Below are 24,776 nucleotides of genomic sequence, written 5' to 3' on the forward strand. Positions count from 1 at the left end.
ATATCGTCCCGGGAACTCGGCCGCGCACCTGCAGCATGTCTCAATAACGTCCCGATTTACCGGGATTCATTGGGCGTTGCGACTGCGCTTATGTGCGCCCATGAAGGTCAGCGACTAGGGTGCCCAACGGCGCGTACCGAAGCGGGTGCGCGCCGAGCGCATGCCGGGAGGGGGACCTCGCGGTCAACGGAGGGAAGGGGAACGTCATGGCTAAAGACCTTGATGTCACATATGAGGACATGCGGGCCGCGGCGAAGAAGATGAACCGCGAGAAGGAGCGCATCGAGGAGAAGCTCCACGACCTCAAGAGCTACATCGACGGCCTCCTGGAGAAGGGCTTCGTCACCCGCCAGGCCTCGAAGAAGTTCGGTCACGACTTCGAGGAGTTCAAGACGGGTATGTCGAAGACCAACGAGGGTCTCGACGGCCTGGCGCAGTACCTGGAGAAGGCTGCGGACTCCTTCGAGAACCTCGACCTGGAGCTGGGCAAGTAAGTCGGCGACAGCCGCGTTCGAGCCTGCTGCGCACAGCGCTGGGGGTGAGGGGGGGTCGGCCCGTACGGGCCGGCGTCACCCTCACCCCTTTTTTGTTTTCGGGGGCGCCGAAAAGCTCTCCACTATCGTCACATCCCGTACGGTGCATTCACAGAGTATTCACATGCGTCAACCATTGGCGGGCCGGCGGTAGTACGCGGAATCGAAAACGCATCACGACAGGGGAAGAGAAGGCCACGGATATCGGTCACTGTCCTGATTGATGACGCTTCTGCCCCTTGTGGCCGAAGTCGTCAGGAATCTGGTGACGGGGTGGCGGCATTGCGGGTTTCCGGCGCTCGTGAGCTCGGTCACAGAAACGCCGAATTACGTCGCACAAAGAATTCTTCGCCGGGCTTGAGCCACGCGGCGAGAGGGCGGCGGACGAGTCGGCCTGTACGCCGGGTTCTGTCTCCCGGGGCCCTTGCGGGCCGCGGGGAGGCGGCCATCCATCTAGGGCTGCCGTTGCCGGCAGCCTCGTGCGGTCCACCCGCGGACTCGGGCGGGCAGCCCTCGAACATCCGCGCAGGGCCGTCCGAAGACGGCCCCTCTTGACCTTGCTCCAGGTGGGGTTTACCTAGCCCTCCGAGTCACCTCGGAGGCTGGTGGTCTCTTACACCACCGTTTCACCCTTACCGGCGCCTTGCGGCACCGGCGGTCTGCTTTCTGTGGCACTGTCCCGCGGGTCACCCCGGGTGGGCGTTACCCACCACCCTGCCCTGTGGAGCCCGGACGTTCCTCGGGGAGGTCCGAAGACCCCCACGCGACCGCCCGGCCGGCTCGTCCGCCGTGCCGACCATGCTACCCGTCCGGCACGGCGCTCCGTCCCCGGCCACGGCCACGGCCCGCACCGGTTCCTTGACCTTGCCGCAACGTCAACGTTTCTACTGGTCGCCATGGAGACGGGAAGAAGCACACTCACCGGACGGCCGGCATGAGGATCGGCGAGCTGGCGGCGCTGGCCGGCGTCAGCACCCGGACCGTGCGCCACTACCACCACCTGGGGCTGCTGCCCGAGCCCGAGCGCCGGGCCAACGGCTACCGGGAGTACGGGCTGCGCGACGCCGTCCTGCTGTCCCGGGTACGTCGCCTCACGGAGCTGGGGCTGGGCCTGGACGAGGTGCGCGACGTACTGGCCGAGGACGCCGGGCGCGACCTGCACGAGGTACTGACCGAGCTGGACGCGGACCTGGCCCGGCAGGAGGCGGACATCCGCGAGCGGCGGGAGCGGCTGCGCACGCTGCTGCGCCGGGCCGAGGAGCACGGCGGCCTGCCCGCCGAGGGCCCGGTGTCGGAGGAACTGGCGGACGTCTTCGGGCGCATGGCCCGGGCCTCGGCCGCCCGGCCGGGCCCGGAGCCCGCGATGGCCGCCCAGGAACGGGAGCTGATGGCCATGTTCGAGTCGATGGGCACGGCGACGGCGGAGGTGTCGACGCTGCTCGGCTCGGCACTGGACGACCCCGAGGCGGTGGACCGCGCGTACGAGGTGTACGCGCTGCTGGACGAACTGGCGGAGGCGGATGTGGACGACCCCCGAGTGGCACAGGCCGCACAGGCGATCCGCGACTCCCTGCCGGACCACGTGGCCGCCGAGCTGGCCGCCGGCGCGCGGGAGGCGCTGGCCGCCGAGGAGGCCCGGCCGGGGGACGCGGCCGGGGCCCAGGCCCTGATGGAGGCCTTCTACGCGCACTTCGCCCCGGCCCAGGCCGCCGCGGTCCGGCAGGCCATCCGGCTCTTCACGGAGCGTGCGCGATGAACCGGGGGCACGCACTGCGCCTGCTGCTCGCGCACGAGGGCCGCTGGCTGGCGAGCCTGGGGCTGTGGGCGGCACGGCGGCAGGACGGAGCCGGGCCGGGGGTACGCGCCTTCGGATACTCACGGCCGCAGGCCCCGCTGGTGCTGGGCTTCGCCTTCGTGTGCCTGGTCGAGACGGTCGGGGTGTCCTTCCTGCTCGCCGACTACCCCACCCTCCACTGGATCCTGCTGGTCCTGGACGTCTACACGGTCCTGATGGCGCTCGGGATGCACACCGCCGCGGTCACCCGACCGCATCTGCTGGGCCCCGAGGTGCTGCGCGTACGGAACGGCGCGCGGCTCGACGCCGCGATTCCCCTGGCGCTGATCACCACCGTCCGGCGCGACCTCCGCTTCCCCCACGGGAAGCCGCCCGCCGGCGTCCTCGAAGCGGCCATCGCCGGGCAGACGACGGTGACGGTGGAGCTGTCCGCACCGGTCACGGTCGTACGGCGGTTCCTCGCGCCGCCCGAGGAGGTCCGTACGGTCCGGTTCCACGCGGACGACTCACGGGCGGCGGTGACGGCCCTGCGCGAGGCGGCCGAGGCCGCCCGGGAAGCGGCCGAGGCCGTGCGAGAGGCGCGTACCCCGGAACCGGAGCCGGCTGGCTCCTGAAGGCACCCGGTGCTGTCCTCAGGCCGGTACGAAGCGGACGGGCTCGCGGCCCGGATCGGCGGCGGTGAGGCGGACGCGCAGGGGGCGGCCGAGGGGCAGCGGCGGGGCGTCGGGGGCGGCGTCCACCCGGCCGACGACCGCCGGGGCACAGAGGTGGACGGTGCCCCGGCGGGGCCGGTCCGGGTGGACGTCGACGACGTACCCGTCGAAGAGGTCGCCGACCCGGTCCCGCAGGACGGCCGCCTCGACCAGGTCCACGCACTCCCGCTCGACGCGGTGGGCGCGCCGCCCGCCCGCCGCCGTCTCCTCCGGCAGTGCGGGCAGCGCGGCGCGCACCCACTCCGGCGGGTCCTCCCCCGCCGCCGCCGACAGACACAGCTCGGCGGCGTACCGGTCGACGAGACGGCGCAGCGGCGCCGTGGCGTGGGCGTACGGCGCGGCGATGGCGGAGTGCAGGACGTCGCCGGGTGCGGGCGGCGCGCCGTCGAAGGCCGTGTAGCCCGCGCCCCGCAGCAGGGAGGTGCACTCCTGGAGGAACGCGGCGTGTGTGGGGAGGTGCGGGTCGAGGCCCCGGATCAGCTCCGCGTACGAGGTGTGGTGCGGCCAGTCGATGCCCAGGGCCCGGGCGGTGCGGCGCAGCCGGCCGACCGCGCCGTCCGAGGGCGGGGCCTCCTCCCGCGCGAACGGGGTGGCGAGGTTCGGGGAGGGCAGGGTGCGGAGGATGCCGGTGCCTGCGTCGAGCATCAGGCCGGCCGCCGCCATGCCGGTGAGCAGCGAGAGCTGTGCGTTCCAGCCGTCGGCGGGCAGCGGGGCCCGGTAGTCGAGGCGGTAGCCGCCGTCCTGGGCCACGATCTCCTGCTCGGGGACGTTGAGCGAGATGCCGCCGCGGTCCCGCTCGCGCTCCTCGCGCAGCTGGCCGATGTCGCGGAGGAGGGAGAGCGGTTCGGCGGCCGTGCCGGACTCGATGGCGCGCTGCACGCCCTCGTAGTCGAGCCGGGCGCGGGAGCGGACCACGGCCCGGCGTACGTCGGTGCCGACCAGCGCGCCGTACTCGTCCAGGTCGAGCCGCCAGAGGACCGCGGGCCGGTCCTGGTCGGGCAGCAGGCTCGCGGCGCCCTCGCCGAGGACGGGCGGGTGCAGGGGCACGCGCCCGTCGGGGAAGTACAGGGTGGTCACGCGGCGGTGCGCCTCGGCGTCCAGCGCGCTCCCGGGGGCGACGAACGCGGCGACGTCGGCGATGGCGTAGTGCACGCGGAAGCCGCCCGGTTCCCGGCGGGCGAGGTACATCGCCTGGTCGAGGTCGGTGGAGCCGGGCGGGTCGATGGTGAAGAGCGGGAGGCCGGTGGCGTCCTCGGCCGGCATCCGGGGGCTCCGTGCGGCGCGGTCGGCCTCCGCCGTGACCTCGGGCGGGAAGTCCGCCGGGACCTCCAGACGCGTCCGCAGCTCCCGCAGCGCGTCGCACAGCGGCGCGTTGCCCTCCAGGGATTCGTCGGTCACACGCATCGGGCGGCGGGGCATGGCACGAGACTAGGACAAATCCCCTCCGGGCACCGTCAAGCGACGGCGCGGTGACGGCATAGGGTTCACGGGGGCCGCCCCTCCGGCGCGGCCCGCTCTCGTGCCCGTACCGCCGTAAGGAGACCGACCGTGCTCACGCTGCTGCCGCCGTCCGAGGGCAAGGCCGACGGACAGGACGGCACGGCCCCGCTGGACGTGGCCGCGCTGTCGCTGCCGGGCCTCGCGCCCGCCCGGGAGGCCGTGCTGACCGAGCTGGTCGAGCTGTGCGCGGCGGACGCGGGCAAGGCGCAGGAGGTACTGGGCCTGAGCGAGGGCCTGAAGGGCGAGGTGGCGAAGAACGCCGGGCTGCGCACCGCAGGCGCCCGCCCGGCGGGCGAGATCTACACCGGCGTGCTGTACGACGCGCTCGGCCTGGCGACGCTCGACGCGAAGGCGCGGCAGCTGGCGGCGCGGTCGCTGCTGGTCTTCTCGGGGCTGTGGGGCGCGGTGGGCATCGCCGACCGCATCCCGTCCTACCGTTGCTCCATGGGCGTGAAGCTGCCCGGACTGGGCGCGCTCGGGGCGTACTGGCGCGGCCCCATGGCCGAGGTCATGCCCGCTGCGGCCGGGGACGGCCTGGTCCTGGACCTGCGCTCGTCGGCGTACGCGGCGGCCTGGAAGCCCAAGGGCGAGGTCGCCGAGCGGACGGCGACGGTGCGGGTGCTCCAGTCGAAGATCGTGAACGGGGTGGAGAAGCGCTCCGTGGTCAGCCACTTCAACAAGGCGACCAAGGGCCGGATGGTCCGCGACCTGCTCTCCGCCGGGCTGGCGCCGGCCACCCCCGAGGAGCTGGTGGAGGCGCTGCGCGGGCTGGACTACGCGGTCGAGGCGCAGGCCCCGGCGAAGGCCGGCAAGCCGTGGTCGCTGGACGTCATCGTCACCGAGCTCTGACCGGGGCCCGCGGAAGCGGCCCCGCGCATTGCAACATGCGCAACGTGCGTTGCGAAGAGTGCGGTCGGGGCGCACTATGAACCCGTGACTAGTGCTGCCTCTGCCTCCGCCGTTCCCGAGCGTTCCGTCCTCGGGCTCGCCCCCGTCGTCCCCGTCGTCGTCCTGGAGGACGCCGCCGACGCCGTACCGCTCGCCCGCGCGCTCGTCGCGGGCGGTCTGCCCGCGATCGAGGTGACGCTGCGCACCCCGGCGGCGCTGGACTCCATCCGGGCGATCGCGGCCGAGGTCCCGGACGCGGTGGTCGGCGCGGGCACGGTGATCACGCCCGCGCAGGTCACCGGGACCGTCGCGGCCGGCGCCCGCTTCCTGGTGAGCCCGGGCTGGTCACCGCGGCTGCTCGGCGCGATGCGGGATTCCGGCGTGCCGTTCCTGCCCGGCGTCTCCACGACGTCGGAGGTCGTGACGCTGCTGGAGGAGGGCATCACGGAGATGAAGTTCTTCCCGGCGGAGGCCGCGGGCGGCACCCCGTACCTGAAGTCGCTGGCCTCGCCGCTCCCCCAGGCCCGCTTCTGCCCCACCGGCGGCATCAAGGCGGCCAACGCTCCGGAGTACCTCGCCCTGCCCAACGTCGCCTGCGTGGGCGGCACATGGATGCTCCCGGCGGACGCCCTGGCGGCCAAGGACTGGAACCAGGTCGAACGCCTGGCGCGCGAGGCAGCCGCACTCGGCGCCTGAGGGGCGCCGCTCAGAGGCGCGGGGAACTGCGCGCCCGGCCACGACGGCGCCGCAGCCGGCAGTCGGGCGCGGCGCCGTCCCCCGTAGCCGTATCGGCTCAGCTCACCGCAGGTGAGAGGTGTCGTTCAGCAGCCGCAGCGACGCGTTCCCGTCCGCGTAGTACGCGATCGCCGACAGCGACGCCGCGGAGAGTTCCATGCGGAACAGCGACTCCGGCGGGGCGCCCAGCGCCAGCCGTACCAGGGTCTTGACCGGCGTCACGTGGGTGACCAGCAGGACCGTCTTCCCGGCGTACCGGGCCCTGAGCTTGTCACGGGTGAGCTCGACCCGGCGGGCCACGGCCGCGAACGACTCGCCGCCGCCGGTCGGTTCCGCCTTGTCGGAGGCCAGCCAGGCGTTCAGGTCGGCCGGATGGCGCTCGCGCACCTCGGAGAAGGTCAGGCCCTCCCACGCGCCGAAGTCCGTCTCGCGCAGCCCGTCCTCGACCCGCACGTCCAGGCCCAGCCGGGCCGCGATCGTCTCGGCGGTCTCCCGGCAGCGGCGCAGCGGGGAGCTGACGATCGCCTGGACGGTGCCGCGTACGGCGAGCGCGGCGGCCGCCTCGCGGGCCTGCAGGCGGCCCGCGGCGGAGAGTTCGGGGTCCGAGCCGCCGCTGCCGGAGAACCGCTTCTCCGGGGTCAGCGGGGTCTCACCGTGCCGCAGCAGTACGAAGGTGGTCGGCGCGCCCAGGTCGGCGGGCACGGCCCAGCCGGACGGCGGGGTGGCCGTGGCGGTGCCGGCGTCCCGCGGCTCGGCGGTCGCCCCCGAGGCGGCGGGGGCGGCACCCGTGGCGTCGTCGATCTCCGCGTCCGCGACCGCGGTGTCCGCGGCCGTCGCGCCCGCGGCCGGCCGCGATCCGGAAGCGAGCGCCGCCTTCGACATGCCCGGCTCCCACTGACGGCCGGCGGCGCCCGCGTCCATCGCCTCGTTGGCGAGGCGGTCGGCGTGCTTGTTCTCCTTGCGCGGGATCCACTCGTACGTGACCCGGTCCGGCGGGAACACGGCCTTGGCGGTGGCCGCGAGCGGCTGCATGTCCGGGTGCTTGATCTGCCAGCGGCCGGACATCTGCTCGACGACCAGCTTGGAGTCCATCCGGACCCGGATCTCCGCCTCCGGGTCGAGCGCGTGGGCGGCGCGCAACCCGGCCACCAGCCCCTTGTACTCGGCGACGTTGTTCGTGGCCGTACCGAGGAACTCTGCTACCTCGGCCAGCGTCTCGCCGGTCTCGGGGTCGATGACGACGGCGCCGTACCCGGCGGGCCCGGGATTGCCCCGCGACCCGCCGTCCGCCTCGACGATGAACGTACGCGCCATCGCGGCTTACAGGCCCGAGTCGGGCGTACGGACCAGGATGCGGCTGCAGTTCTCGCAGCGCACGACCTTGTCGGCAGCGGCGGCCCGCACGTCGTTCAGCTCGGTGATGTCCAGCTCCAGGCGGCAGCCCTCGCAGCGGCGCTGGTAGAGGCGGGCGGCACCGACGCCACCCTGCTTCTCGCGCAGCCGGTCGTAGAGCTTGAGCAGGTCCGCCGGGATGTCGGCGACGGTCAGCTCCCGCTCCTTGGTGACGCTGGCGGCCTCGCCGTCGATCTCGGCGAACGCGGCGTCCCGGCGCGCGACGGCGTCGGCGACCTTGGCCTGGATGGCGTCGACCCGCTCGGACAGCTCGGCGACGCGCTCCTGCGCGGACTCGCGGCGCTCCATGACCTCCAGGACGACCTCTTCCAGGTCGCCCTGGCGCTTGGCCAGCGAGGCGATCTCGCGCTGGAGGTTCTCCAGGTCCTTCGGCGAGGTGATCGCGCCGGAGTCGAGCCGCTGCTGGTCGCGGGCGGCGCGCTGGCGCACCTGGTCCACGTCCTGCTCGGCCTTGGTCTGCTCGCGGGCGGTGTCGCTCTCCTCGGTCTGCGCGGCGACGAGCAGGTCGCGCTGCTGCGTGAGGTCGCCCTCCAGGGTCTGGAGCTCGGCCAGCTCGGGGAGGTTGTTGCGCTTGTGCGCGAGCTGGGTGAGGCGGAGGTCCAGGGACTGGACGTCCAGGAGGCGGATCTGGTCTGCGGGCGCGGCGTTCAGTTGGGGGCTCCAAGGTGGTGATCGGGGGTGACGGATGCCGCGTGGGCGGTCCAGGGGTCGGTGACCGTACGGGAGACGTGCGTGCGCAGGTCCCAGCCGTGCCGGTCGGAGGTCTCGTCGAGCTGCGCGGCCGCCTGCTCGCACCACGGCCACTCGGTGGCCCAGTGCGCGGCGTCCAGCAGCCCGAGCGGGCTCTTCTGGGTGGCCTCGGAGGCCGGGTGGTGGCGCAGGTCGGCGGTGAGGAAGGCGTCCACGCCCGCCGCGCGCACGTCGTCGAAGAGGCTGTCGCCGGAGCCGCCGGAGACCGCGACCGTACGGACGGTGCGGTCCGGGTCGCCGGCGACGCGGATGCCCTGCGCGGTGGCCGGCAGCCGCTCGGCGGCGTACCGGGCGAAGTCGCCCAGCGGCATCGGGTGGCCGAGCTCGCAGATCCGGCCGAGGCCGCGGCGGCCCGCGGGGTCGCTCGCGTCCGGCACGAGGGGGCGCAGCACACGCAGGCCGAGGGCGCCGGCGAGGGCGTCGGAGACGCCGGGGTCCGCGGTGTCGGCATTGGTGTGCGCGACGTGCAGGGCGATGTCGTTCTTGATCAGCGTGTGCACGACCTTGCCCTTGAAGGTGGACGCCGCGACCGTCGTGGTCCCCCGCAGGTACAGCGGGTGGTGGGTGACGAGCAGGTCGGCGCCGAGCCGCACGGCCTCGTCGGCGATCTCCTGCACCGGGTCGACGGCGAAGAGCACGCGCTGGACGGGGGCTTCGGGGTCGCCGCAGACGGTGCCGACGGCGTCCCACGCCTCTGCCCGCTCGGCGGGCCACAGGGCGTCGAGGGCGGAGAGGACTTCAGACAGTGCGGGCACGGGGGGAAGGTTACCTCCCACCCGCCGCCGAACGCCCAGCCGCGGTGGCCGCGGACCACCGGCCGGACCCGCGGACGGACCGCGGACGGCGCGCGCGGCCCCGGCCCGGTGGCACCCGTCGGCACACGCGTCGCACTGTTCGCAGGCGAATCAGACACACGCCACTCATACGCGTGAAGTGACCCAACACTCGTTGATCGGCAGGAAGTGCGAAAACTAGCTTCTTTCGTGACTGGAGGTGACCATTCGATGACAGCCTGTGCCACCGAGCGGGTCAGGACCGACGGAAAAAGCGTCCGGACCAGCGGGAACACCGCCGGAACCGGCGGCCACACCGAGGAGTTCACTGTCACGGAGAGTGCCACTCCCGGCGCGCCGGGACACCCCGGCCTCAGGAGCCTCACCGGACTGCCCCACCGCCCCGCCCCGCTGACCCTCGCCGCCGACGGCTCGTACGCCGCGCGGCTCGTTCCCGCGCCGGGCGGCGGCTGGTTCCCCGAGCGCTGGACGCTGGACGGCTGCGAGCCGTACGCCGTACCGCTCCCCGGCCGCCGGCCCGAGCGTCCGGACAGCGCGCTGCTGCCGCTCGCGGACGGCCGAGTGCTGATCGTGCGCCGCGCGGAAGGCCACAGCACGGTCGCCCTCCTCTACCCCACCGGCCCGGGCACCGGCGAAATCCCACTGGGCGGCGTGGAGACCGAGGAGCTGACGCTGCTGCCGCCCGCCCCCTGCGGCACGCTGGCGCACGCCCTCGCCCCCGTGGGCGGCGACGGCGCGCGCCGGGCCACCGCGGTCTGGCTGCTGCACGGCGGCGACGGGCCGCAGCGGATCGCCCTGGTGCCGGGGCGCTGCACCGGCGGCGCCTGGCTGGACCGCGAGGGCCGGCTGCTCGCCCTGGACCGCGAACTGGACGGGCTGACCAAAACCGTCGTGGTCGACCTCGGCCGGGGCGGCGGGGTCGGCCCGCTGCTGGAGATCACCGAGCGCAGCAACGACCGGCTGCTGCTGGCCGCCCCCGACAGCGGCCTGGTGCTGCTGCGGTCGGACGCGCCCGGGTACGACCGGATGGGCTGGGGCGTACTGGGCAGCACGCTCCCGGTGCGGTTCCCCGAGGCGCTGCACGCCGCGGACGCCGCGCTCACCCCCTTCGCCGTGCAGCCGGGTCAACAGCTGGCCCCGGAGAGCTGCGCGGTCGCCTTCCGGGTGGACTCGGCGGCCGGCACCTGGCTCGCCGCATGGCGGCCTGCGGAGCGGCGGCTGCGGCAGCCGGCCGCGCCGGCGGGCTGGCTGCCCGGCACGGGCCACTGGACGCCGGCGGGCGAGCTCCGCCTGCCGTACGCGACGCCGGGCGTCCCGTGCGGTGTCGCGCGGGCCGGGGTGCCGTGGGACGCGGCGGCCGGCGCCCCGCCGACGGACCCCGCGGACGCGCCGGGGACCTCGTCGGCCGCCCTCCCCGTACCGGCCGGGGCGCGGGCCCCCGAATCGCACTCGCAACGGCTGAGACGGTCCTCCTGGACCACCTCGGCCGGGCTTCCGCCCACCGCCGGAATCCGCACTTCCCCCTTGGGACATCCGAACGGCCGCACAACATCCACACATTCGAGCCCGGCGGGGACGGAACCGTACGAAAGCGCGGCGCATCCTCAACCCTGCAGGCCAGTGCCGCTGCAGCAGGCGCCGCTCGCGGCCCGGGAGGCCCGGTAGAGCGAGAAAGAGCACCCGTTAGAATTTGCAAGGGGCTACGCAGCCGGTTGACCCGGCCACCGACGGTGATGCCCGGGGGCATCCCCGGCGGAGCTGGGGGAGGTCCCGACGCGTACACCTGTAAGCGATCTGACGGAGTGACACTTTCCATGTCCGAAGCCCGAACCGAAACGACCGAGGCGCGCCCGCACCAGGGTTCCGCCCAGGCCGCCCCGGCCGCAGGCTCCGGCAAGCACCGTGGCCCGGCGGCGAGCGAGGACGCGGCGGCGTCCAGCGCCGGGCGGCACCGCCGGCCTTCGAACTCCCGGAACTCCTGAGCGGAAGCCCGGGCAGTACCGAGACGGCCGTGGCCGCCACGAGAGAGGTCTCCCGTGGCGGCCACGGCCGTCGTGCGTCACGGACCGCGGCCCCCGAAGGGCAGGCGGCTCAGCCCTTCTTGAGGCCCAGCACCTCCGCAGCCGCGAAGTTCTCCCCCGGCACCAGGCCGGCGAAGTACGGGGACAGCGCCGCGTCCAGCTCCTCGTACGTGAAGACGTCCTTGGCGGTGTCGAACTGCGCCGCCACCCGTGGCCGCTCGACGAGCGCGACCATGCCGCCGTGCACGACGAAGACCTGGCCGTTGACGCCGCCCGCCGAGGGCCCGGCGAGATAGCCGACGAGCGGTGACACATGCTCGGGTGCCAGCGCGTCCAGGTCGCCCTCGTCCGGCTCCCCGAAGCCCGCGAAGACGTCCTCGGTCATCCGGGTGCGGGCCCGCGGGCAGATCGCGTTGGCGGTCACCCCGTACTTGGCCAGCGCCGCCGCCGTTGAGGTGGTCAGGCCCACGATGCCGCCCTTGGCCGCCGCGTAGTTGGGCTGCCCGGCGGAACCGGCGAGGAACGCCTCGGAGGAGGTGTTGACGATCCGGCCGTACACGGGGGCGCCGGCCGCCTTGGACCGCGCGCGCCAGTGGGCGGCGGCGAAGCGCGTCGTATTGAAGTGCCCCTTGAGGTGCACCCGGATGACCGAGTCCCACTCGTCCTCGGTCATCGAGAAGACCATCCGGTCCCGCAGGATGCCCGCGTTGTTGACCAGGATGTCCATGGATCCGTAGGTGTCCACGGCCAGTTCCACGAGGGCACGCGCCGTCTCGAAGTCGGCGACGTCCCCGAGGTGCGCGGTGGCCTGCCCGCCCGCGGCCCGGATCTCGGCGGCCACTTCCTCGGCGGGTGCCGCCGAGGCTTCGCCCGAGCCGTCCCGCCCCGGCTGCCCGTAGTCGTTGACGATCACATTCGCGCCCAGCCGGGCGAGTTCGAGCGCCTCCGCCCGGCCCAGGCCACGGCCCGCGCCGGTGACGACGGCCGTCCTCCCGTGCAGCACCATCCGTGCCTCCCGTTGTCCGTGCCGCCCGCCGGCCCTGTCCCGGCCGGGCGGGCGCCTCACAGTTCGATGCAGGTACGCAGCGCGGTACCGGTACGCATCTGCTCCAGCGCGTCGTTGATGCCGGCGAGCGGCACCCGGTGGGTGATGAGGTTCTCCAGGTCGATGCGGCCGGCCCGCCAGAGGGCGATGGCGCGCTCGTACGACCGGACCACGTCGCCGCCCCCGTACAGCGAGGGCAGGATGCGCTTCTCGTCGAAGAACAGCTCGAACATGTTGACCTGGAAGAAGTCGTCCATCGCGCCCGCGCCGACGACGCAGAGCGTGCCGCCGCGCCGGGTCGTCTCGTACGCGGTGCGGGCGGTGGCGGACTTGCCCACGACCTCGAAGACGTAGTCGAAGCCCTCGCCGCCGGTGATCCGCTGCTTGGCGTCGGCCAGCTCATCGGGGGCCACCGCTTCGGTGGCCCCGAAGCGCAGCGCGGCCTCGCGGCGCGCCTCCACCGGGTCCACCGCGACGATCTGCGCGGCGCCGCTCGCCCGCGCGCCCTGGATGGTGGAGATGCCGACGCCGCCGCACCCGATGACGGCGACCGACGAACCGGCCTCGACCTCGGCGGTGTTCAGCGCCGCGCCGAGCCCGGTGGTCACACCGCACCCGATGAGCGCGGCGATGTCGTACGGCACGTCGTCGGGGACCGGCACCGCGCAGTTCGCCGCGACCACGACCTCCTCGGCGAACGTACCGGTGCCGGCGAAGCCGAAGACGTCCCCGCCGGGGCGCTTGAAATTGGGGGTACCGGCGTTCATGAAGCCGGCCAGGCACAGATGGGTCTGGCCGCGTCGGCAGGACGGACAGCCGCCGCAGGCGGGCAGCCAGCACATCAGCACCCGGTCGCCCTGCGAGAGCCCGGTGACGCCGTCCCCGACGTCCACGATCTCGCCCGCGCCCTCGTGCCCGGGGACGAACGGAGCGGGCTGCGGCAGCACGCCGTTCATCGCGGAGAGGTCGGAGTGGCACAGCCCGGTGGCTCTGATCCGGATCCGCACCTTCCCCGGCCCGAACCCCACGGCCTCCACGTCGTCGAGGACTTCGAGCTTGTCCTGCCCTGTCTCGTGCTGTACGGCTGCGCGCATCTGCGGCTCCTCTGCGTACGGTCGGTACGGAAGGTGCGGTGGTGCGGGTGGCTCGTGGGTGCGGGGCACGGACGGCCGGACAGCCGGGCGGCGGCAGTCGGCGGCCCCGGTCAGGCGTGCTCGACCACGGTGTCGGCCAGTACCGGCGCGTCGTCGCGGTCCGGCGCGGTGACCGACACCTGGACGCTCCCGGGGCCGGGGGTGTCGCGCCACATGCGGATGCGCAGCGGCTCGCCGGGGAAGACCACGCCGGCGAACCGGGTGGCGTAGCTGCGGACCCGGCCGACGTCCCCGTCCAGCACCGTGTCGACCACCGCCTTCAGCGTCACGCCGTACGAGCAGAGGCCGTGCAGGATCGGCTTGTCGAAGCCGGCGAGCGCGGCGAACCCGGGGTCGGCGTGGAGCGGGTTCCAGTCGCCGGAGAGCCGGTACAGCAGCGCCTGGTCGGGCCGGATCAGCCGGGTCACCGTGCGGTCCGGCGCGCGCCCGGGCAGCTCCAGACGGCTGGACGGGCCGCGGTCGCCGCCCCAGCCGCCCTCGCCGCGGACGAAGATCTGGGTGTCGCTGGTCCAGAACGGGCCGTCCTCGTCGGCGGTCTCCGAACGCAGCACGATGACCGCGGCCTTGCCCTTGTCGTAGACGGCCGGGACGGTCGCGGTCTGGCGGGCCGCGCCCTTGAGGGGGATCGGCCGGTGCAGGGTGATCTTCTGGGCACCGTGCAGGACGGCCGCGAGGTCCACGTCGATGCCGGGGGACGAGAGCCCGCCGACGACGGCCATGCCGGCGCCCGCGACGGTGGCGAAGCTGGGCAGGACGTGCAGCCGGCTCTCCAGGGTGTAACGCAGCTCGTCGGGGTCGGTGGCCGCGTCGGGCCGCTCCTCCGTGGCGGCGCCCGCGCCGATGCCGAGGTGGTAGAGCTGGACGTCCTTGTGGTCCCAGGCGATCTCGGAGGTGCGCGGCTCGGCGGCAACGGCCTTGTCGGCGTCGATGGGCATGGTGCGGGGCTCCTTCGCCGTGGTGCGGGTGTACGGGGTGGCGTGCGGAGGGCGGGGACGGCGGACGGCGAGACCCCGGCCGGGCGTCCGCACCGTCGGCCGGCCGGGGTCGTCAGCGGTCGGTGACGCGCCGGCGAGGCGGGACGCGTGGCACGTCGCGACCCCGCACAGCGCACTAGAACGCGTTCTACCGATGGGCCATGTATAGCCCATCCCGGCTCAGCCCGGAACCCCCTGACGCATCGTCAGGTGCAACCCTCGCGCGCCCCGGCCGCCGCACCCGTGACATTTGTCCTTCCCGGCCGAAGACATTCCCTTCTACCGGGACCACCCTCGTCTCCGTAGATTCATGGGCATGAGAACAACGGGGACAACGGGGAGCGCCCGGGACGCCACAGCGGTGGCGTTCTCGGGCGTGGTGAAGACCTACGGCGAGGTGCGGGCCGTCGACGGGCTGGACCTCGCCGTCCACCGCGGCGAGACCGTCGCGCTGCTGGGGCGGAACGGCGCCGGCAAGTCGACCACGATCAGCATGCTGCTCGGGCTGCTGCCGCCCACGTCGGGCGAGGTGCGCCTGTTCGGCGGCACGCCGGAGCGGGCGGTGCGCCAGGGGCGGATCGGCGCGATGCTGCAGGACGGCCGGCCGATACCGCGGGTGACGGTGCGGGAACTGGTCGCCTTCGTGGCGGCCACGTATCCCAAGCCGATGGCGGTGGCCGAGGCGCTGGCGCTGGCCGGTCTGGAGGAGCTGGCCGGGCAGCGGGTGGACAAGCTCTCCGGGGGCCAGGCGCAGCGGGTGCGCTTCGCGGTGGCACTGGCGGGCGATCCGGACCTGGTCGTGCTCGACGAGCCGACCACCGCGCTGGATGTCGAGGGCCGCCGGGACTTCTGGCGGGCGATGCGGGCGTACGCGCGCCGCGGCAACACCGTGGTGTTCTCCACGCATTACCTCACCGAGGCCGACGAGAACGCCGACCGGATCGTGGTGGTGGACCGCGGCCGGGTGGTGGCCGACGGCAGCGGCGAGGCGATCAAGCGCACCGTCGGCGGCGCGCTGGTCTCCTTCGACCTGGCGGGCGCGCCCACCGACGGGCTGACCGAACTGCCGGGGGTGACGTCCCTGGAGATACGGGGCGACCGGGCGCTGCTGCGGTCCGGCGACTCCGACGCGACGGTGCTCGCGCTGGCCCGGCTGGACCTCGTACGGGGCCTCCAGGTGGCCCCGGCAAGCCTGGAGGACGCGTTCCTCTCCCTCACTTCCTCCCGCACGGACGCCCGGGACGGCGGCCCGGCGGACAGTGGCACCGGTGCCCCGGAAGGCGCCGCGGCGGTAGGCGAAGGAGCCCTGCGATGATCGACTACATCCGGCTGGAGATCCGCCGGACCCTCCGCGACAAGGGCTTCGTCATCTTCGGCATCGGCATGCCGGTGGTGATGTACCTCCTGCTGACCAACATCGGCGGGGGCACGGGCAAGGGCGCCGACGCCTGGAAGGTCACCGCCATGGTCGGCATGGCGTCGTACGGTGCGCTGGGCGCGGCGCTCGGCACCGGCAACGGCGTCGCCGAGGACAAGAAGCTCGGCTGGCTGCGGCAGCTGCGGATCACGCCGCTGTCCCCGGCCCGGGTGGTGGTGGGCCGCGGACTGAGCGCCTCGGTGACCGTACTGCCCGCGATCGTCGTGGTGCTGCTGCTGGGCGCGCTGGTCAACGGCGTACGGCTGTCGGCCGCGCAGTGGGCCGCGCTGGTGCTGCTGCTGTGGCTGGGCACCACGCCGTTCACCCTGCTCGGCCTGGGCAACGGGTACCGCCTCTCGTCGCAGGCCGCGGGCATGGTGAACGCCGGGATGATGATGGTGCTGGCGATCATCGGCGGGCTGTGGTTCCCGGCCGCGGCGTTCCCCGGCTGGCTGGCGGAAATATCCCGCTGGACCCCGTCGAACCGCTTCGCGGACCTCGGCTGGAGCGTCACCGCGGGACACGGCCCGTCGGCGGGTACGGTCCTGGTGCTGGTGGCGTGGCTGGCGGCCTTCGGCGGCTACGCGGTGTACGCGTACCGGCGCGCGGCCCGCACCGCCTGAGGTGGGACGAGGCGGTGCCCCGGCGGTGCGCGTCCCGGAGTTCGAGGACGAGATGGCGGAACAGGACGGCAGAGCCCGGAAGAAGGGCTGCGGCACAGGACCCTCCTGGATGTCCTGGGGGACGCGGAACGACGAACGCATGGTCTTCCGCAAGGGCCCCACGTCCGCCACGTTCATGCCCTGGCTGGTCATGGGCGTGGGCGCGATCTCCAACACGATCAACGGGAAGGCCGGCAATCCCTGGGTGGCCGGGGCCGGCCTGCTGGCCTTCAACTCGCTCTACGTCGGAGTGGTGCGTACCGCCTTCAACCCCCGGGCGCGCGAGACCTGGGTGCCGTACGGCCTGCTGGCCGCGCTGGCCGCCGTGACCTACGCGCTGGCGATCCGTTACGGCGGGGCCTGGACGCTGTTCTTCCCGCTGATGACGCTGGCCGCCGGCACCCTGCTGCGCGGGCGGCCGCTGTTCGTCGCGCTCTTCATCGCCAGCGCCTCGGCCGGCTCGCTCGCCGGCCACGGCAGCGGCGATCCGTGGGACGCCTCCACCATCGGCTACGGCACCTTCATCTCCGGCATGGTCACCTCGGCCGTCCTCGGCCTCTTCGAGGCCAACCGGCGGCTGCGGGCCACCGAGGGCGAACTGGCGCGTACGGCGGTGGAGAAGGAACGGCTGCGGTTCTCCCGCGACCTGCACGACCTGCTGGGGCACACCCTCTCGGTGGTCGTGGTGAAGGCCGAGGCGGTGCGCCGGCTGGCGCCGCGGGACGTGGACGCGGCGCTGGCCCAGGCCGCCGACATCGAGGCGGTGGGCCGGCAGGCGCTCACCGAGATCCGGGAGGCGGTGACCGGGTACCGCCAGGGCAGTTTGGCCACCGAGCTGGACCGGGCCCGCTCGGCGCTGGAGGCGGGCGGCATCGAGCCGGTCGTACGCCAGTCGGGCCCGCCGCTGTCACCGCAGGCCGGGGCGCTGCTGGGCTGGGTCGTGCGGGAGGGGGTCACCAACGCCGTACGGCACAGCGGCGCGACCCGCTGCGAGATCGAGGTGCGCGTCGACAGCGACCGGGCCCGGCTGACGATCACCGACGACGGCCGCGGTCCCGTAAGCTCCGAGGCGCTCGCCGGGGGCAGCGGTGGCACGGGCCTGACCGGGCTCGCCGAGCGGCTGGCCGCTGCGGGCGGCACGCTGGACGCGGGGCCCGACGGCCGGCGCGGCTTCCGGCTGGTGGCCGAGCTGCCCGAGGACGCGGGCGTACTGGCGGACGCGGAGGAGGGACCCGAGTGATCAAGGTCCTGCTGGCCGAGGACCAGGGCATGATGCGCGGCGCGCTGGCGCTGCTGCTGAACCTGGAAACGGACATGGAGGTGGTGGCCCAGGTGCCGGCCGGGGACCGGATCGTCGACGCCGCGCTGGAGACCTCCCCGGACATCGCGCTGCTGGACATCGAGCTGCCCGGGCGCAGCGGCCTGGACGCGGCGGCGGACCTGCGGGAGGCGCTGCCGGAGTGCAAGGTGCTGATCGTGACCACCTTCGGGCGGCCGGGGTACCTGCGCCGCGCGATGGAGGCCGGGGCCTGCGGATTCCTGGTGAAGGACGGGCCGGTGGAGGAGCTGGCCGCGGCGATCCGGCGGGTGCTGGCCGGGGAGCGGGTCATCGACCCCGGGCTGGCCGCCGCCGCGCTGAGCGCCGGGCCGAATCCGCTGACGCCGCGCGAGCAGGAGGTGCTGACCGCCGCGGTGGACGGCGCGACGGTGGCCGACATCGCGGGCAGGCTGCATCTCTCGCAGGCGACCGTGCGCAACTACCTCTCGGCGGCCATCGGCAAGACCGGTACGCGCAACCGCATGGAGGCGGTACGGGCGGCCCGGCGGAACGGCTGGCTGTAGCGCGGCCGCTACTCCTTTGCCTCCTCCCGCAGGTAGGCCTCGTACTCCTCCGCGCTGAGCAGCTCGGCGGTGCTGCCGCTGAACCGGCAGACGAGCAGCCAGCCCTCGCCGTAGGGATCTTCGTTGATCTGCTCGGGGGAGTCGGCGAGCGAGTCGTTGACCGTCAGCACCGTGCCCGCCAGCGGCAGGTAGACCTCGCTGACGGCCTTGACCGACTCCAGCGAGCCGAAGGGGTCGCCGGCATCGAAACGCTCGCCCGCCTTGGGCAGTTCGACGTAGACGATGTCGCCGAGCTGCCGCTGCGCGTAGTCGGTGATGCCGATCGTGGCCCGGTCGCCCTCCAGGCGGAGCCACTCGTGGTCCTTGCTGTACGACAGGTCCGCGGGGATTTTCACCATGCCGATGACGGTGGCACTGCCGCCGCGGGGCCGACAAGGCGGAAACCGGGCTGCCGGCGCCCGCCCTGGAGGGGCCGCGCTCCGGTGCTCAATGCGCAGGTGGTCAGGTACGCAGGTAGGAGGCGCCGTTGACGTCGAGCACGGTGCCCGAACTCCACTGCGCCTCCGGGGAGGCGAGCCAGCGGACCGCGGCCGCGACCTCGGCCGGCTCGGCGACCCGGCCGAACGGGCTCTGGGCGCGGATCGCCGCGCCCTGCTCGCCGGCCAGCCGGCCGCCGACCCGCTCGGTGTCGATGAAGCCGGGCGCCACGGATGCCACCGCGATGCCGTGCGGCGCGAGCGCGACCGCGAGGGACTGGCCGAGAGCGTGCACCGCGGCCTTCGTCGCGCCGTACGCGGGGTGGTCCGGCTCGCCGCGGAAGGCGCCGCGCGAGCCGACGTTGACGATGCGCCCGCCGGTGCCCTGCTCGATCATGCGCTGTGCCGCGCCGTGGCTCAGGTGCGCGGTGCCGAGCAGGTTGACCGCGACGTGGCTCTGCCAGGCGGCGGTCCAGTCGGCGTAGGAGGTGGTGGCGGGCGGGTGCGGGGTGTTGACCGCGGCGTTGTTCACCAGCACGTCGATGCCGCCGAGTGCGGCGTCCGCCGCGGCCACCAGCCCTGCGGCGCCCTCGGGGCCGGCGATGTCGGCGTGCAGCAGGGCGTGGCCGTCGCCGGGCAGCGCGGCCAGCGTCGCCTCGGCATCGGCCCGGCGCGAGCCGTAGTGCACGGCGACCCGGTCACCGTTCTCCGCGAAGGCGAGGGCGACGGCCCGGCCCAGGCCGCGGGAGGCCCCGCTGACCAGGACACGGCGGCCGGTGGCGGGAAACCCCGTGGCGGGAGAGGCGATCGATGCGGTGTCAGCCATGATCGCATCCTCTCGCACGGCCCCGGGCGACAGCGGACCGGGCGCGGGACGGACGGCCACCTGCCGCCCGCCGCGCGCAGGCGTCAGCCGCGCACGGACGTCAGGCGCGGGCGCCGTCCGTCGCGCCGTCCCCCTTCGTGCGGCCCGGCAAGGAGAAGAGCATCAGCAGGACGCCGGCCAGGAGGACCACAGCGGCGACGCGGAAGGCGAGCGCGTACCCGTCGGCCAGAGCCGTTCGGCCGCTGCCCGCGACCCCGGCCGCCGCCGTCGAGAGGATCGACAGGCCGAGCGCGCCGCCCATCTGCCGCGAGGTGTTGATCAGCCCGGAGACCAGCCCGGCGTCGCCGGCCGCCGCGCCCGCCGTGCAGATCGCGGCGATCGGGGTGGCCGAGAGACCCGCGCCCAGCGCCATCGTGATGCCGGGCCCGAGGATCGTGCCGAGGTACGTCCCGTGCGCGTCCATCGTCGACTGCCAGGCCATGCCGGCGGTGGCGAGCAGCACGCCCGCCACGGCCACGGTCTTGGCACCGATCCGGGGCAGCGCCATCAGCCGGGGCGCGGCCTTGGAGCCGATGACGATCGAGAAGGAGTGCGGGAGGAAGGACAGCCCCGCCTGGAGCGCGCTGTAGCCGAGGACGTTCTGCGTGTAGAGCGAGAGGAAGTACCACATGGAGAACATCCCGGCGCCGACCACGACCATCGCCGAGGTCGTCGCCCAGACCGAGCGCGGCCGGAAGACGCCGAGCGGCATCAGCGGCGCCGCCGAGCGGGCCTCGACCGCCACGAAGGCACCGAGCACGACCAGCCCGGCGAGCAGCGGCAGCAGCGCGCCCGCGGCCGTCCAGCCGCGCTCGCCGGTCTGCACGATGCCGTAGGCGACGAGCGCGAGACCGCCGGTGACCAGCAGCGCGCCGGGCACGTCCAGCCGGCGGCGTCCCTCCTGCCGGCTCTCGGTCAGGCAGTACGCGGCACCGGCCAGTACCAGCGCGCCGATCGGCACATTGATCAGCAGCACCCAGCGCCAGGACAGGAACTGGGTGAGCAGCCCGCCGACCAGGCCGCCCGCCGCGCCGCCGCCCGCGCCGACCGCGGTCCAGGTGGCCACGGCCCGGGTGCGGGCCGGGCCCTGCGGGAAGGAGGTGGTGAGGATGGTGAGGGTGGCCGGGGCGAGCACCGCGGCGCCGATGCCCTGGACCGTCCGGGCGGCGATCAGCTGCCAGGACTCCTGGGCGAGCCCGCCGCCCAGGCTGGCCGCGGTGAACAGCGCGAGGCCGATGAGGAAGACCCGCTTGCGCCCGAAGAGGTCGGCGGCGCGGCCGCCCAGCATCAGGAACCCGGCAAAGGTGATCACGTACGCGTTGACCACCCACTGCAGGCCCAGCTCGCTCAGGCCGAGCGAGGACCGCATCGAGGGCATCGCGACGTTCACCACGGAGACGTCGAGCACCACGAGGAACTGCCCCGCGCAGACCGCGAGCATCACCGCCCAGGCGGGCGGGGCCGTGCGGGCGGTGGTTCCGGACGACTGCGGGTCGGTGGTCATGAGCGGGGGCATGCTGGCCATCGTGTCATCCGATGGATGCCCTGGGCATCGGATTATCGGCCCAACGGTCCCGGACCGGAGGTCCTAGGACCACGGGCACCGGGACCGGGCCGCACGTCCCGGGGCCGGTTCGCCGGGACCGTACGAGGCAGGCCCGCCCCCTACGCCCGGCGCAACAGCGTCACCACCGCCGCGCCGCCCAGTCCGATGTTGTGCGCCAGCCCCACCCCGGCGCCCGGCACCTGCCGGGCACCCGCCTCGCCGCGCAGTTGCCAGGTCAGCTCGGCGCACTGGGCCAGCCCGGTGGCGCCGAGCGGGTGGCCCTTGGAGATCAGGCCGCCGGAGGGGTTCACCACCCACCGCCCGCCGTGCGTGGTCGCGCCCTCCTCGACGAGCTTGCCGGACTCGCCGTCCGCGCACATGCCCAGCGCCTCGTAGGTGAGCAGTTCGTTGACGGAGAAGCAGTCGTGCAGCTCGACGACATCGACGTCCTCGATGCCGAGCCCGCTCGCCTCGTACGCCTGCCGGGCCGCGGCGCGCGACATCGGCCTGCCGACGACATCGATGCAGGAGCCGGACGCGAAGGACTCCTCGGTGTCGGTGGTCATGGCCTGCGCGGCGATCTCCACGGCACGGTCCCCGAGGCCGTGCTCCCGGACGAAGCGTTCGGAGACGACGACGGCCGCGGCGGCACCGTCGGAGGTCGGCGAGCACTGGAGCTTGGTGAGGGGCCGGTGGATCGTCTTGGCGGCGAGGATCTCCTCGACGGTGTACGCGTCCTGGAACTGGGCGTACGGGTTGTCCGCCGAGTGCCGGTGGTTCTTCGCGCCGACCGCGGCGAGCTGGCGGGCCGTGGTGCCGTACCGCTCCATGTGCTCGCGGGCCGCGTTGCCGAAGATCTGGGCGGTGGGCGGGGTCATCTCGAAGCCGTGCCGAGCCGCCATCACGCCGTAGTGCCGGGCCACCGGGGACGTACTGAAGTGTTCACCAGTGGCTCCGCCACGGGCACCGCTGTCCGCGCCGCCGCCGAGCGCGCCGCGCTTCATCTTCTCGAAGCCCAGCGCCAGCACGCAGTCGTTGAGCCCCGAGGCGACGAACTGCCGCGCCATCATCAGGGCCGTCGAGCCGGTCGCGCAGTTGTTGTTGACGTTGTAGACGGGGACGCCGGTCAGGCCCAGCTCGTACGCGGCCCGCTGCCCGGCGGTGGACGCCTGGTAGCAGTAGCCCACGGGCACCTGCTCGACCTGCTCGTAGGCGACACCGGCGTCCGCGAGCGCCGCGCCGCCCGCCTCCTTCGCCATGTCCCAGTACTGCCACTCCCGCGTCTCGGGCTTCTCGAACTTCGTCATGCCGACGCCGACGATGTACGCCTTGCCAGTCATACGTGTTCCTCCGGGGGCTCAGATGATCGGGCGGGGCTCCGGGTCCCTGGGCAGCCCGAGCAGCCGCTCCGCGACGACGTTGAGCTGTACCTGCGTGGTACCGCCCGCGATGGTCAGGCAGCGGGACATCAGGAAGCCGTGCAGCGCCCGCTCCCCCGCGCCCTCGCGCACCGCGCCCGCCGGGCCGAGCAGTTCGAGCGCCAGCTCGGCGACGGCCTGCTGGTGGCGGGTCTGGACGAGCTTGCGGACGCTGGCCCCGGCGCCCGGCTCCAGCCCGTCGACCTGCTGCAGGGTGGTGCGCAGCCCGATGCAGCCGAGCGCGTGCGCCTCGGCCGCGAGCTCGCCGACGCGGGCGTGCAGCGCGCCGTCAGCATCCTCCGCGCCCGCCCGTGCGAGCAGCGCTTCGAGGCCGGTGTCGAAGGTCACCTGGTCGGCCATGTGCACGCGTTCGTTGCCGAGGGTGTGCCGGGCGACCCGCCAGCCGTCCCCGGCCTCCCCCACCACCGCGTCCGCGGGCAGCAGCACGTCGTCGAAGTACACCTCGTTGAAGAGCGCGTCTCCGGTGATCTCCGTCAGCGGCCTGACCTCGATGCCCGGTGTCCGCATGTCGACGAGGAAGTAGGTGAGGCCCTTGTGCTTGGGCGCGTCCGGATCGGTACGGGCGAGCAGGATGCCGTACCGCGCCCACTGCGCCGCCGACGTCCACACCTTCTGCCCGTTGACCCGCCAGCCGCCGTCCCCGGTCCGCTCGGCCCGGGTCCGCAGCGACGCCAGGTCGGACCCGGCCTCCGGCTCGGAGAACAGCTGGCACCACAGCTGGTCGCCCCGGAGGGTGGGCAGCAGGTGGCGCTCCCGCTGCTCCGACATGCCGTGGCTGATCAGGGACGGCACCACCCACGTCGCGATGCCCAGGTCGCTCACCCGCACCCCGGCGGCGCGCAGTTCCTCCTGCACGGCGAGCTGCCGCAGCGGACCGGCGCCGAGACCGTACGGCTCGGGGAGGTGCGGCGCCGCGTACCCGGTGGGCGCCAGGGCCCTGCGCGCGGCGGCCGGGCCGAGCCCCACGGCCGGCGCGATCGCCTCCCGGGCCTCGGCGCGGTGGGCGTCCGCCGCGGCCGGCAGCTCCATGCGCAGCTCGCGCCGGGCGCCCGCTGCGCCGTACCGGGCCGCGCGTTGCCGGTGCCCCGCCGGGCCGCCCAGCAGCTGCCGTGCCACGATCGCCCGGCGCAGGTACAGGTGCGCGTCGTGTTCCCAGGTGAAGCCGATGCCGCCGAGTATCTGGATGCAGTCCTTGGCGCAGCCGACGGCGGTCTCCAGGGCGGTCGCGGTGGCCAGCGCGCTCACCAGGCCGCGCACCTCGGCGGGTTCGTCCATGGCCCGCGCGGCGTCCCAGGCGAGCGCCCTGGCCTGTTCGAGCCGTACGAGCATCTCCGCGCACAGGTGCTTGACCGCCTGGAACTGCCCGATGGGCCGCCCGAACTGCTCGCGGACCCCGGCGTGCTCCGTGGCGGTGTGCAGCGCCCAGGCGGCGGTGCCGCACGCCTCGGCGGCGAAGAGGGCCCCGGCCAGGTCCCGGACCAGCTCGGCGTCGAGCGCGAGCAGCCGGCCGGCGGGGACGCGGGCCCCGGCGGCGGTGACCTCGGCGGCCGGGCGGGTCGGATCGGCCCCGGTCGGCACCCGGATCTCCAGCGCTTCGGCGTCCACCGCGAGCCACACCGTCCCGGTCTCCGCGGCGGCCCCCAGCACCAGCACCTCGGCGTCCCCGCCGCCGAGGACCGGTGGGGCCGTGCCGTTCAGGACGTAGCCGTCGCCGGTCGCGACCGCGGTCAGTCCGCCGGGCGTCAGCGCCACGGCCCCGATGCGCTCGCCCGCGGCGAGTTCCCGTACGAGGGCGCTTACCGCTTCGTCGCGGGCGCCGCGCCGCAGCAGTTCGGCGGCGAGCACGCCGGGCAGGTACGGGCCTGGGAGCGCGGCGCGGCCGGTCTCTTCCAGGACGACCGCGAGGTCCAGCAGTTCCCCGCCCCCTCCGCCGTACTCCGCCGGCAGCTGCGGGCCGAGCAGTCCCTGCGCGGCGGCCTCCTCCCACCAGCCGGGCCGGCCGGCCCGTCCCGGCGCCGCGTCGAGCAGTTTCCGCCGGTCTTCGGGCGGCACGGCGCGGGTCGCCCACCCGCGCACCGCAGCGGCCAGCTCTCGGTGGTCCCGCGTGATTCCGATGCCCATGCCGGGCACGGTAGAACAGGTTCCAGTCGGACGGAAGAGCAGAACTGACGCTCTGTCAGTTTTTCGGCGGCGGCCCCACGGCGACCCCAGGCG

At 74.1% G+C, this 24,776-nt stretch carries 23 protein-coding genes and 1 other RNA gene; 11 read left to right on the plus strand and 13 right to left on the minus strand.

What is annotated here, in order from left to right; all coding sequences use genetic code 11:
* Positions 1-206 precede the first annotated feature (206 nt).
* Entirely contained in the window at positions 207-494 is a 288-nt protein-coding gene (locus ACIGQF_RS12155) for a WXG100 family type VII secretion target (RefSeq protein ID WP_361565817.1), read from the plus strand.
* A gap of 420 nt (positions 495-914) precedes the next feature.
* Here the strand turns inward: ACIGQF_RS12155 and rnpB are convergent.
* Positions 915-1,316: RNase P RNA component class A (rnpB, locus tag ACIGQF_RS12160), an RNA gene on the minus strand.
* Positions 1,317-1,467: 151 nt separating this feature from the next.
* On the opposite strand from rnpB, the gene ACIGQF_RS12165 reads away from it, so the two are divergent.
* Both ACIGQF_RS12165 and ACIGQF_RS12170 read left to right on the plus strand, forming a co-directional pair.
* A complete protein-coding gene (locus ACIGQF_RS12165) occupies positions 1,468-2,289 on the plus strand; it encodes a MerR family transcriptional regulator (protein ID WP_399708417.1) in 822 nt (273 codons plus the stop codon).
* Positions 2,286-2,942, plus strand: coding sequence for a hypothetical protein (locus tag ACIGQF_RS12170; protein ID WP_399708420.1), 657 nt, complete (start codon positions 2,286-2,288; stop codon positions 2,940-2,942). The genes ACIGQF_RS12165 and ACIGQF_RS12170 overlap by 4 nt, the downstream gene beginning before the upstream one ends.
* 18 nt (positions 2,943-2,960) lie before the next feature.
* On the opposite strand, the gene ACIGQF_RS12175 is transcribed toward ACIGQF_RS12170, so the two are convergent.
* Positions 2,961-4,460, minus strand: a complete 1,500-nt coding sequence (locus ACIGQF_RS12175) for an RNB domain-containing ribonuclease (protein WP_399708423.1) — start codon at positions 4,458-4,460, stop codon at positions 2,961-2,963.
* Positions 4,461-4,589: 129 nt separating this feature from the next.
* Between ACIGQF_RS12175 and yaaA the strand changes: the two genes are divergently transcribed.
* A complete protein-coding gene (gene yaaA / locus ACIGQF_RS12180; protein WP_399708426.1) occupies positions 4,590-5,390 on the plus strand; it encodes a peroxide stress protein YaaA in 801 nt (266 codons plus the stop codon).
* Between the two features lie 84 nt (positions 5,391-5,474).
* Positions 5,475-6,125, plus strand: coding sequence for a bifunctional 4-hydroxy-2-oxoglutarate aldolase/2-dehydro-3-deoxy-phosphogluconate aldolase (eda, locus tag ACIGQF_RS12185; protein WP_399708429.1), 651 nt, complete (start codon positions 5,475-5,477; stop codon positions 6,123-6,125).
* 102 nt (positions 6,126-6,227) lie between these two features.
* Here eda and ACIGQF_RS12190 read toward each other — a convergent pair whose 3' ends face one another.
* From ACIGQF_RS12190 to ACIGQF_RS12200, 3 genes are read right to left on the minus strand one after another with little or no spacing between them, the layout of a single operon-like run.
* On the minus strand, positions 6,228-7,478 hold the full coding sequence (locus ACIGQF_RS12190; protein ID WP_399708432.1) for a bifunctional RNase H/acid phosphatase: 1,251 nt from the start codon (positions 7,476-7,478) through the stop codon (positions 6,228-6,230).
* A 6-nt stretch (positions 7,479-7,484) separates the two neighbouring features.
* Positions 7,485-8,228 carry a zinc ribbon domain-containing protein gene (locus tag ACIGQF_RS12195; protein ID WP_399708662.1) on the minus strand — a complete coding sequence of 248 codons (744 nt, stop codon included), beginning with the start codon at positions 8,226-8,228 and terminating at the stop codon, positions 7,485-7,487.
* Complete coding sequence (locus tag ACIGQF_RS12200; RefSeq protein WP_399708434.1) at positions 8,225-9,082, minus strand: Nif3-like dinuclear metal center hexameric protein; 858 nt, start codon at positions 9,080-9,082, stop codon at positions 8,225-8,227. The genes ACIGQF_RS12195 and ACIGQF_RS12200 overlap by 4 nt, the downstream gene beginning before the upstream one ends.
* Before the next feature lie 249 nt (positions 9,083-9,331).
* On the opposite strand from ACIGQF_RS12200, the gene ACIGQF_RS12205 reads away from it, so the two are divergent.
* Entirely contained in the window at positions 9,332-10,786 is a 1,455-nt protein-coding gene (locus tag ACIGQF_RS12205; protein ID WP_399708437.1) for a hypothetical protein, read from the plus strand.
* Positions 10,787-10,935: 149 nt separating this feature from the next.
* Complete coding sequence (locus ACIGQF_RS12210) at positions 10,936-11,103, plus strand: hypothetical protein (protein ID WP_399708440.1); 168 nt, start codon at positions 10,936-10,938, stop codon at positions 11,101-11,103.
* Between the two features lie 109 nt (positions 11,104-11,212).
* Here the strand turns inward: ACIGQF_RS12210 and ACIGQF_RS12215 are convergent, their stop codons facing one another.
* The 3 genes from ACIGQF_RS12215 to ACIGQF_RS12225 form a co-directional block, all read right to left on the minus strand.
* Complete coding sequence (locus tag ACIGQF_RS12215; protein ID WP_399708443.1) at positions 11,213-12,148, minus strand: 3-oxoacyl-ACP reductase; 936 nt, start codon at positions 12,146-12,148, stop codon at positions 11,213-11,215.
* A 56-nt stretch (positions 12,149-12,204) separates the two neighbouring features.
* A complete protein-coding gene (locus ACIGQF_RS12220) occupies positions 12,205-13,281 on the minus strand; it encodes a Zn-dependent alcohol dehydrogenase (RefSeq protein ID WP_399708446.1) in 1,077 nt (358 codons plus the stop codon).
* Positions 13,282-13,391: 110 nt separating this feature from the next.
* Positions 13,392-14,276: a MaoC/PaaZ C-terminal domain-containing protein gene (locus tag ACIGQF_RS12225; RefSeq protein WP_399708449.1), complete on the minus strand. Its 885-nt coding sequence runs from the start codon at positions 14,274-14,276 to the stop codon at positions 13,392-13,394.
* A gap of 355 nt (positions 14,277-14,631) precedes the next feature.
* Between ACIGQF_RS12225 and ACIGQF_RS12230 the strand changes: the two genes are divergently transcribed.
* The 4 genes from ACIGQF_RS12230 (at position 14,632) to ACIGQF_RS12245 (ending at position 18,236) form a co-directional block, all read left to right on the plus strand.
* Positions 14,632-15,630 carry an ABC transporter ATP-binding protein gene (locus ACIGQF_RS12230; RefSeq protein ID WP_399708452.1) on the plus strand — a complete coding sequence of 333 codons (999 nt, stop codon included), beginning with the start codon at positions 14,632-14,634 and terminating at the stop codon, positions 15,628-15,630.
* Positions 15,627-16,355: an ABC transporter permease gene (locus tag ACIGQF_RS12235; protein ID WP_399708455.1), complete on the plus strand. Its 729-nt coding sequence runs from the start codon at positions 15,627-15,629 to the stop codon at positions 16,353-16,355. The genes ACIGQF_RS12230 and ACIGQF_RS12235 overlap by 4 nt, the downstream gene beginning before the upstream one ends.
* Positions 16,356-16,464: 109 nt before the next feature.
* A complete protein-coding gene (locus ACIGQF_RS12240) occupies positions 16,465-17,634 on the plus strand; it encodes a sensor histidine kinase (RefSeq protein ID WP_399708666.1) in 1,170 nt (389 codons plus the stop codon).
* Positions 17,631-18,236, plus strand: a complete 606-nt coding sequence (locus tag ACIGQF_RS12245; protein WP_361556649.1) for a response regulator transcription factor — start codon at positions 17,631-17,633, stop codon at positions 18,234-18,236. Before ACIGQF_RS12240 ends, ACIGQF_RS12245 begins: the two co-directional genes overlap by 4 nt.
* Before the next feature lie 8 nt (positions 18,237-18,244).
* Here the strand turns inward: ACIGQF_RS12245 and gcvH are convergent, their stop codons facing one another.
* The 5 genes from gcvH to ACIGQF_RS12270 all read right to left on the minus strand — a co-directional run bounded on the left by gcvH (position 18,245) and on the right by ACIGQF_RS12270 (position 24,683).
* The gene (gene gcvH / locus ACIGQF_RS12250; protein ID WP_399708669.1) at positions 18,245-18,631 is read right to left on the minus strand and encodes a glycine cleavage system protein GcvH; all 387 of its coding nucleotides are present in this window, start codon (positions 18,629-18,631) and stop codon (positions 18,245-18,247) included.
* A gap of 106 nt (positions 18,632-18,737) precedes the next feature.
* Entirely contained in the window at positions 18,738-19,538 is an 801-nt protein-coding gene (locus ACIGQF_RS12255; RefSeq protein ID WP_361556652.1) for an SDR family oxidoreductase, read from the minus strand.
* A gap of 100 nt (positions 19,539-19,638) precedes the next feature.
* On the minus strand, positions 19,639-21,102 hold the full coding sequence (locus ACIGQF_RS12260; protein WP_399708459.1) for an MFS transporter: 1,464 nt from the start codon (positions 21,100-21,102) through the stop codon (positions 19,639-19,641).
* 140 nt (positions 21,103-21,242) lie between these two features.
* Positions 21,243-22,463, minus strand: a complete 1,221-nt coding sequence (locus tag ACIGQF_RS12265) for a lipid-transfer protein (protein WP_399708462.1) — start codon at positions 22,461-22,463, stop codon at positions 21,243-21,245.
* 18 nt (positions 22,464-22,481) lie between these two features.
* Positions 22,482-24,683: an acyl-CoA dehydrogenase gene (locus ACIGQF_RS12270; protein WP_399708465.1), complete on the minus strand. Its 2,202-nt coding sequence runs from the start codon at positions 24,681-24,683 to the stop codon at positions 22,482-22,484.
* Positions 24,684-24,776 lie beyond the last annotated feature (93 nt).

The organism is Streptomyces sp. NPDC053560 (genome assembly GCF_044544605.1).
Taxonomy (GTDB): domain Bacteria; phylum Actinomycetota; class Actinomycetes; order Streptomycetales; family Streptomycetaceae; genus Streptomyces.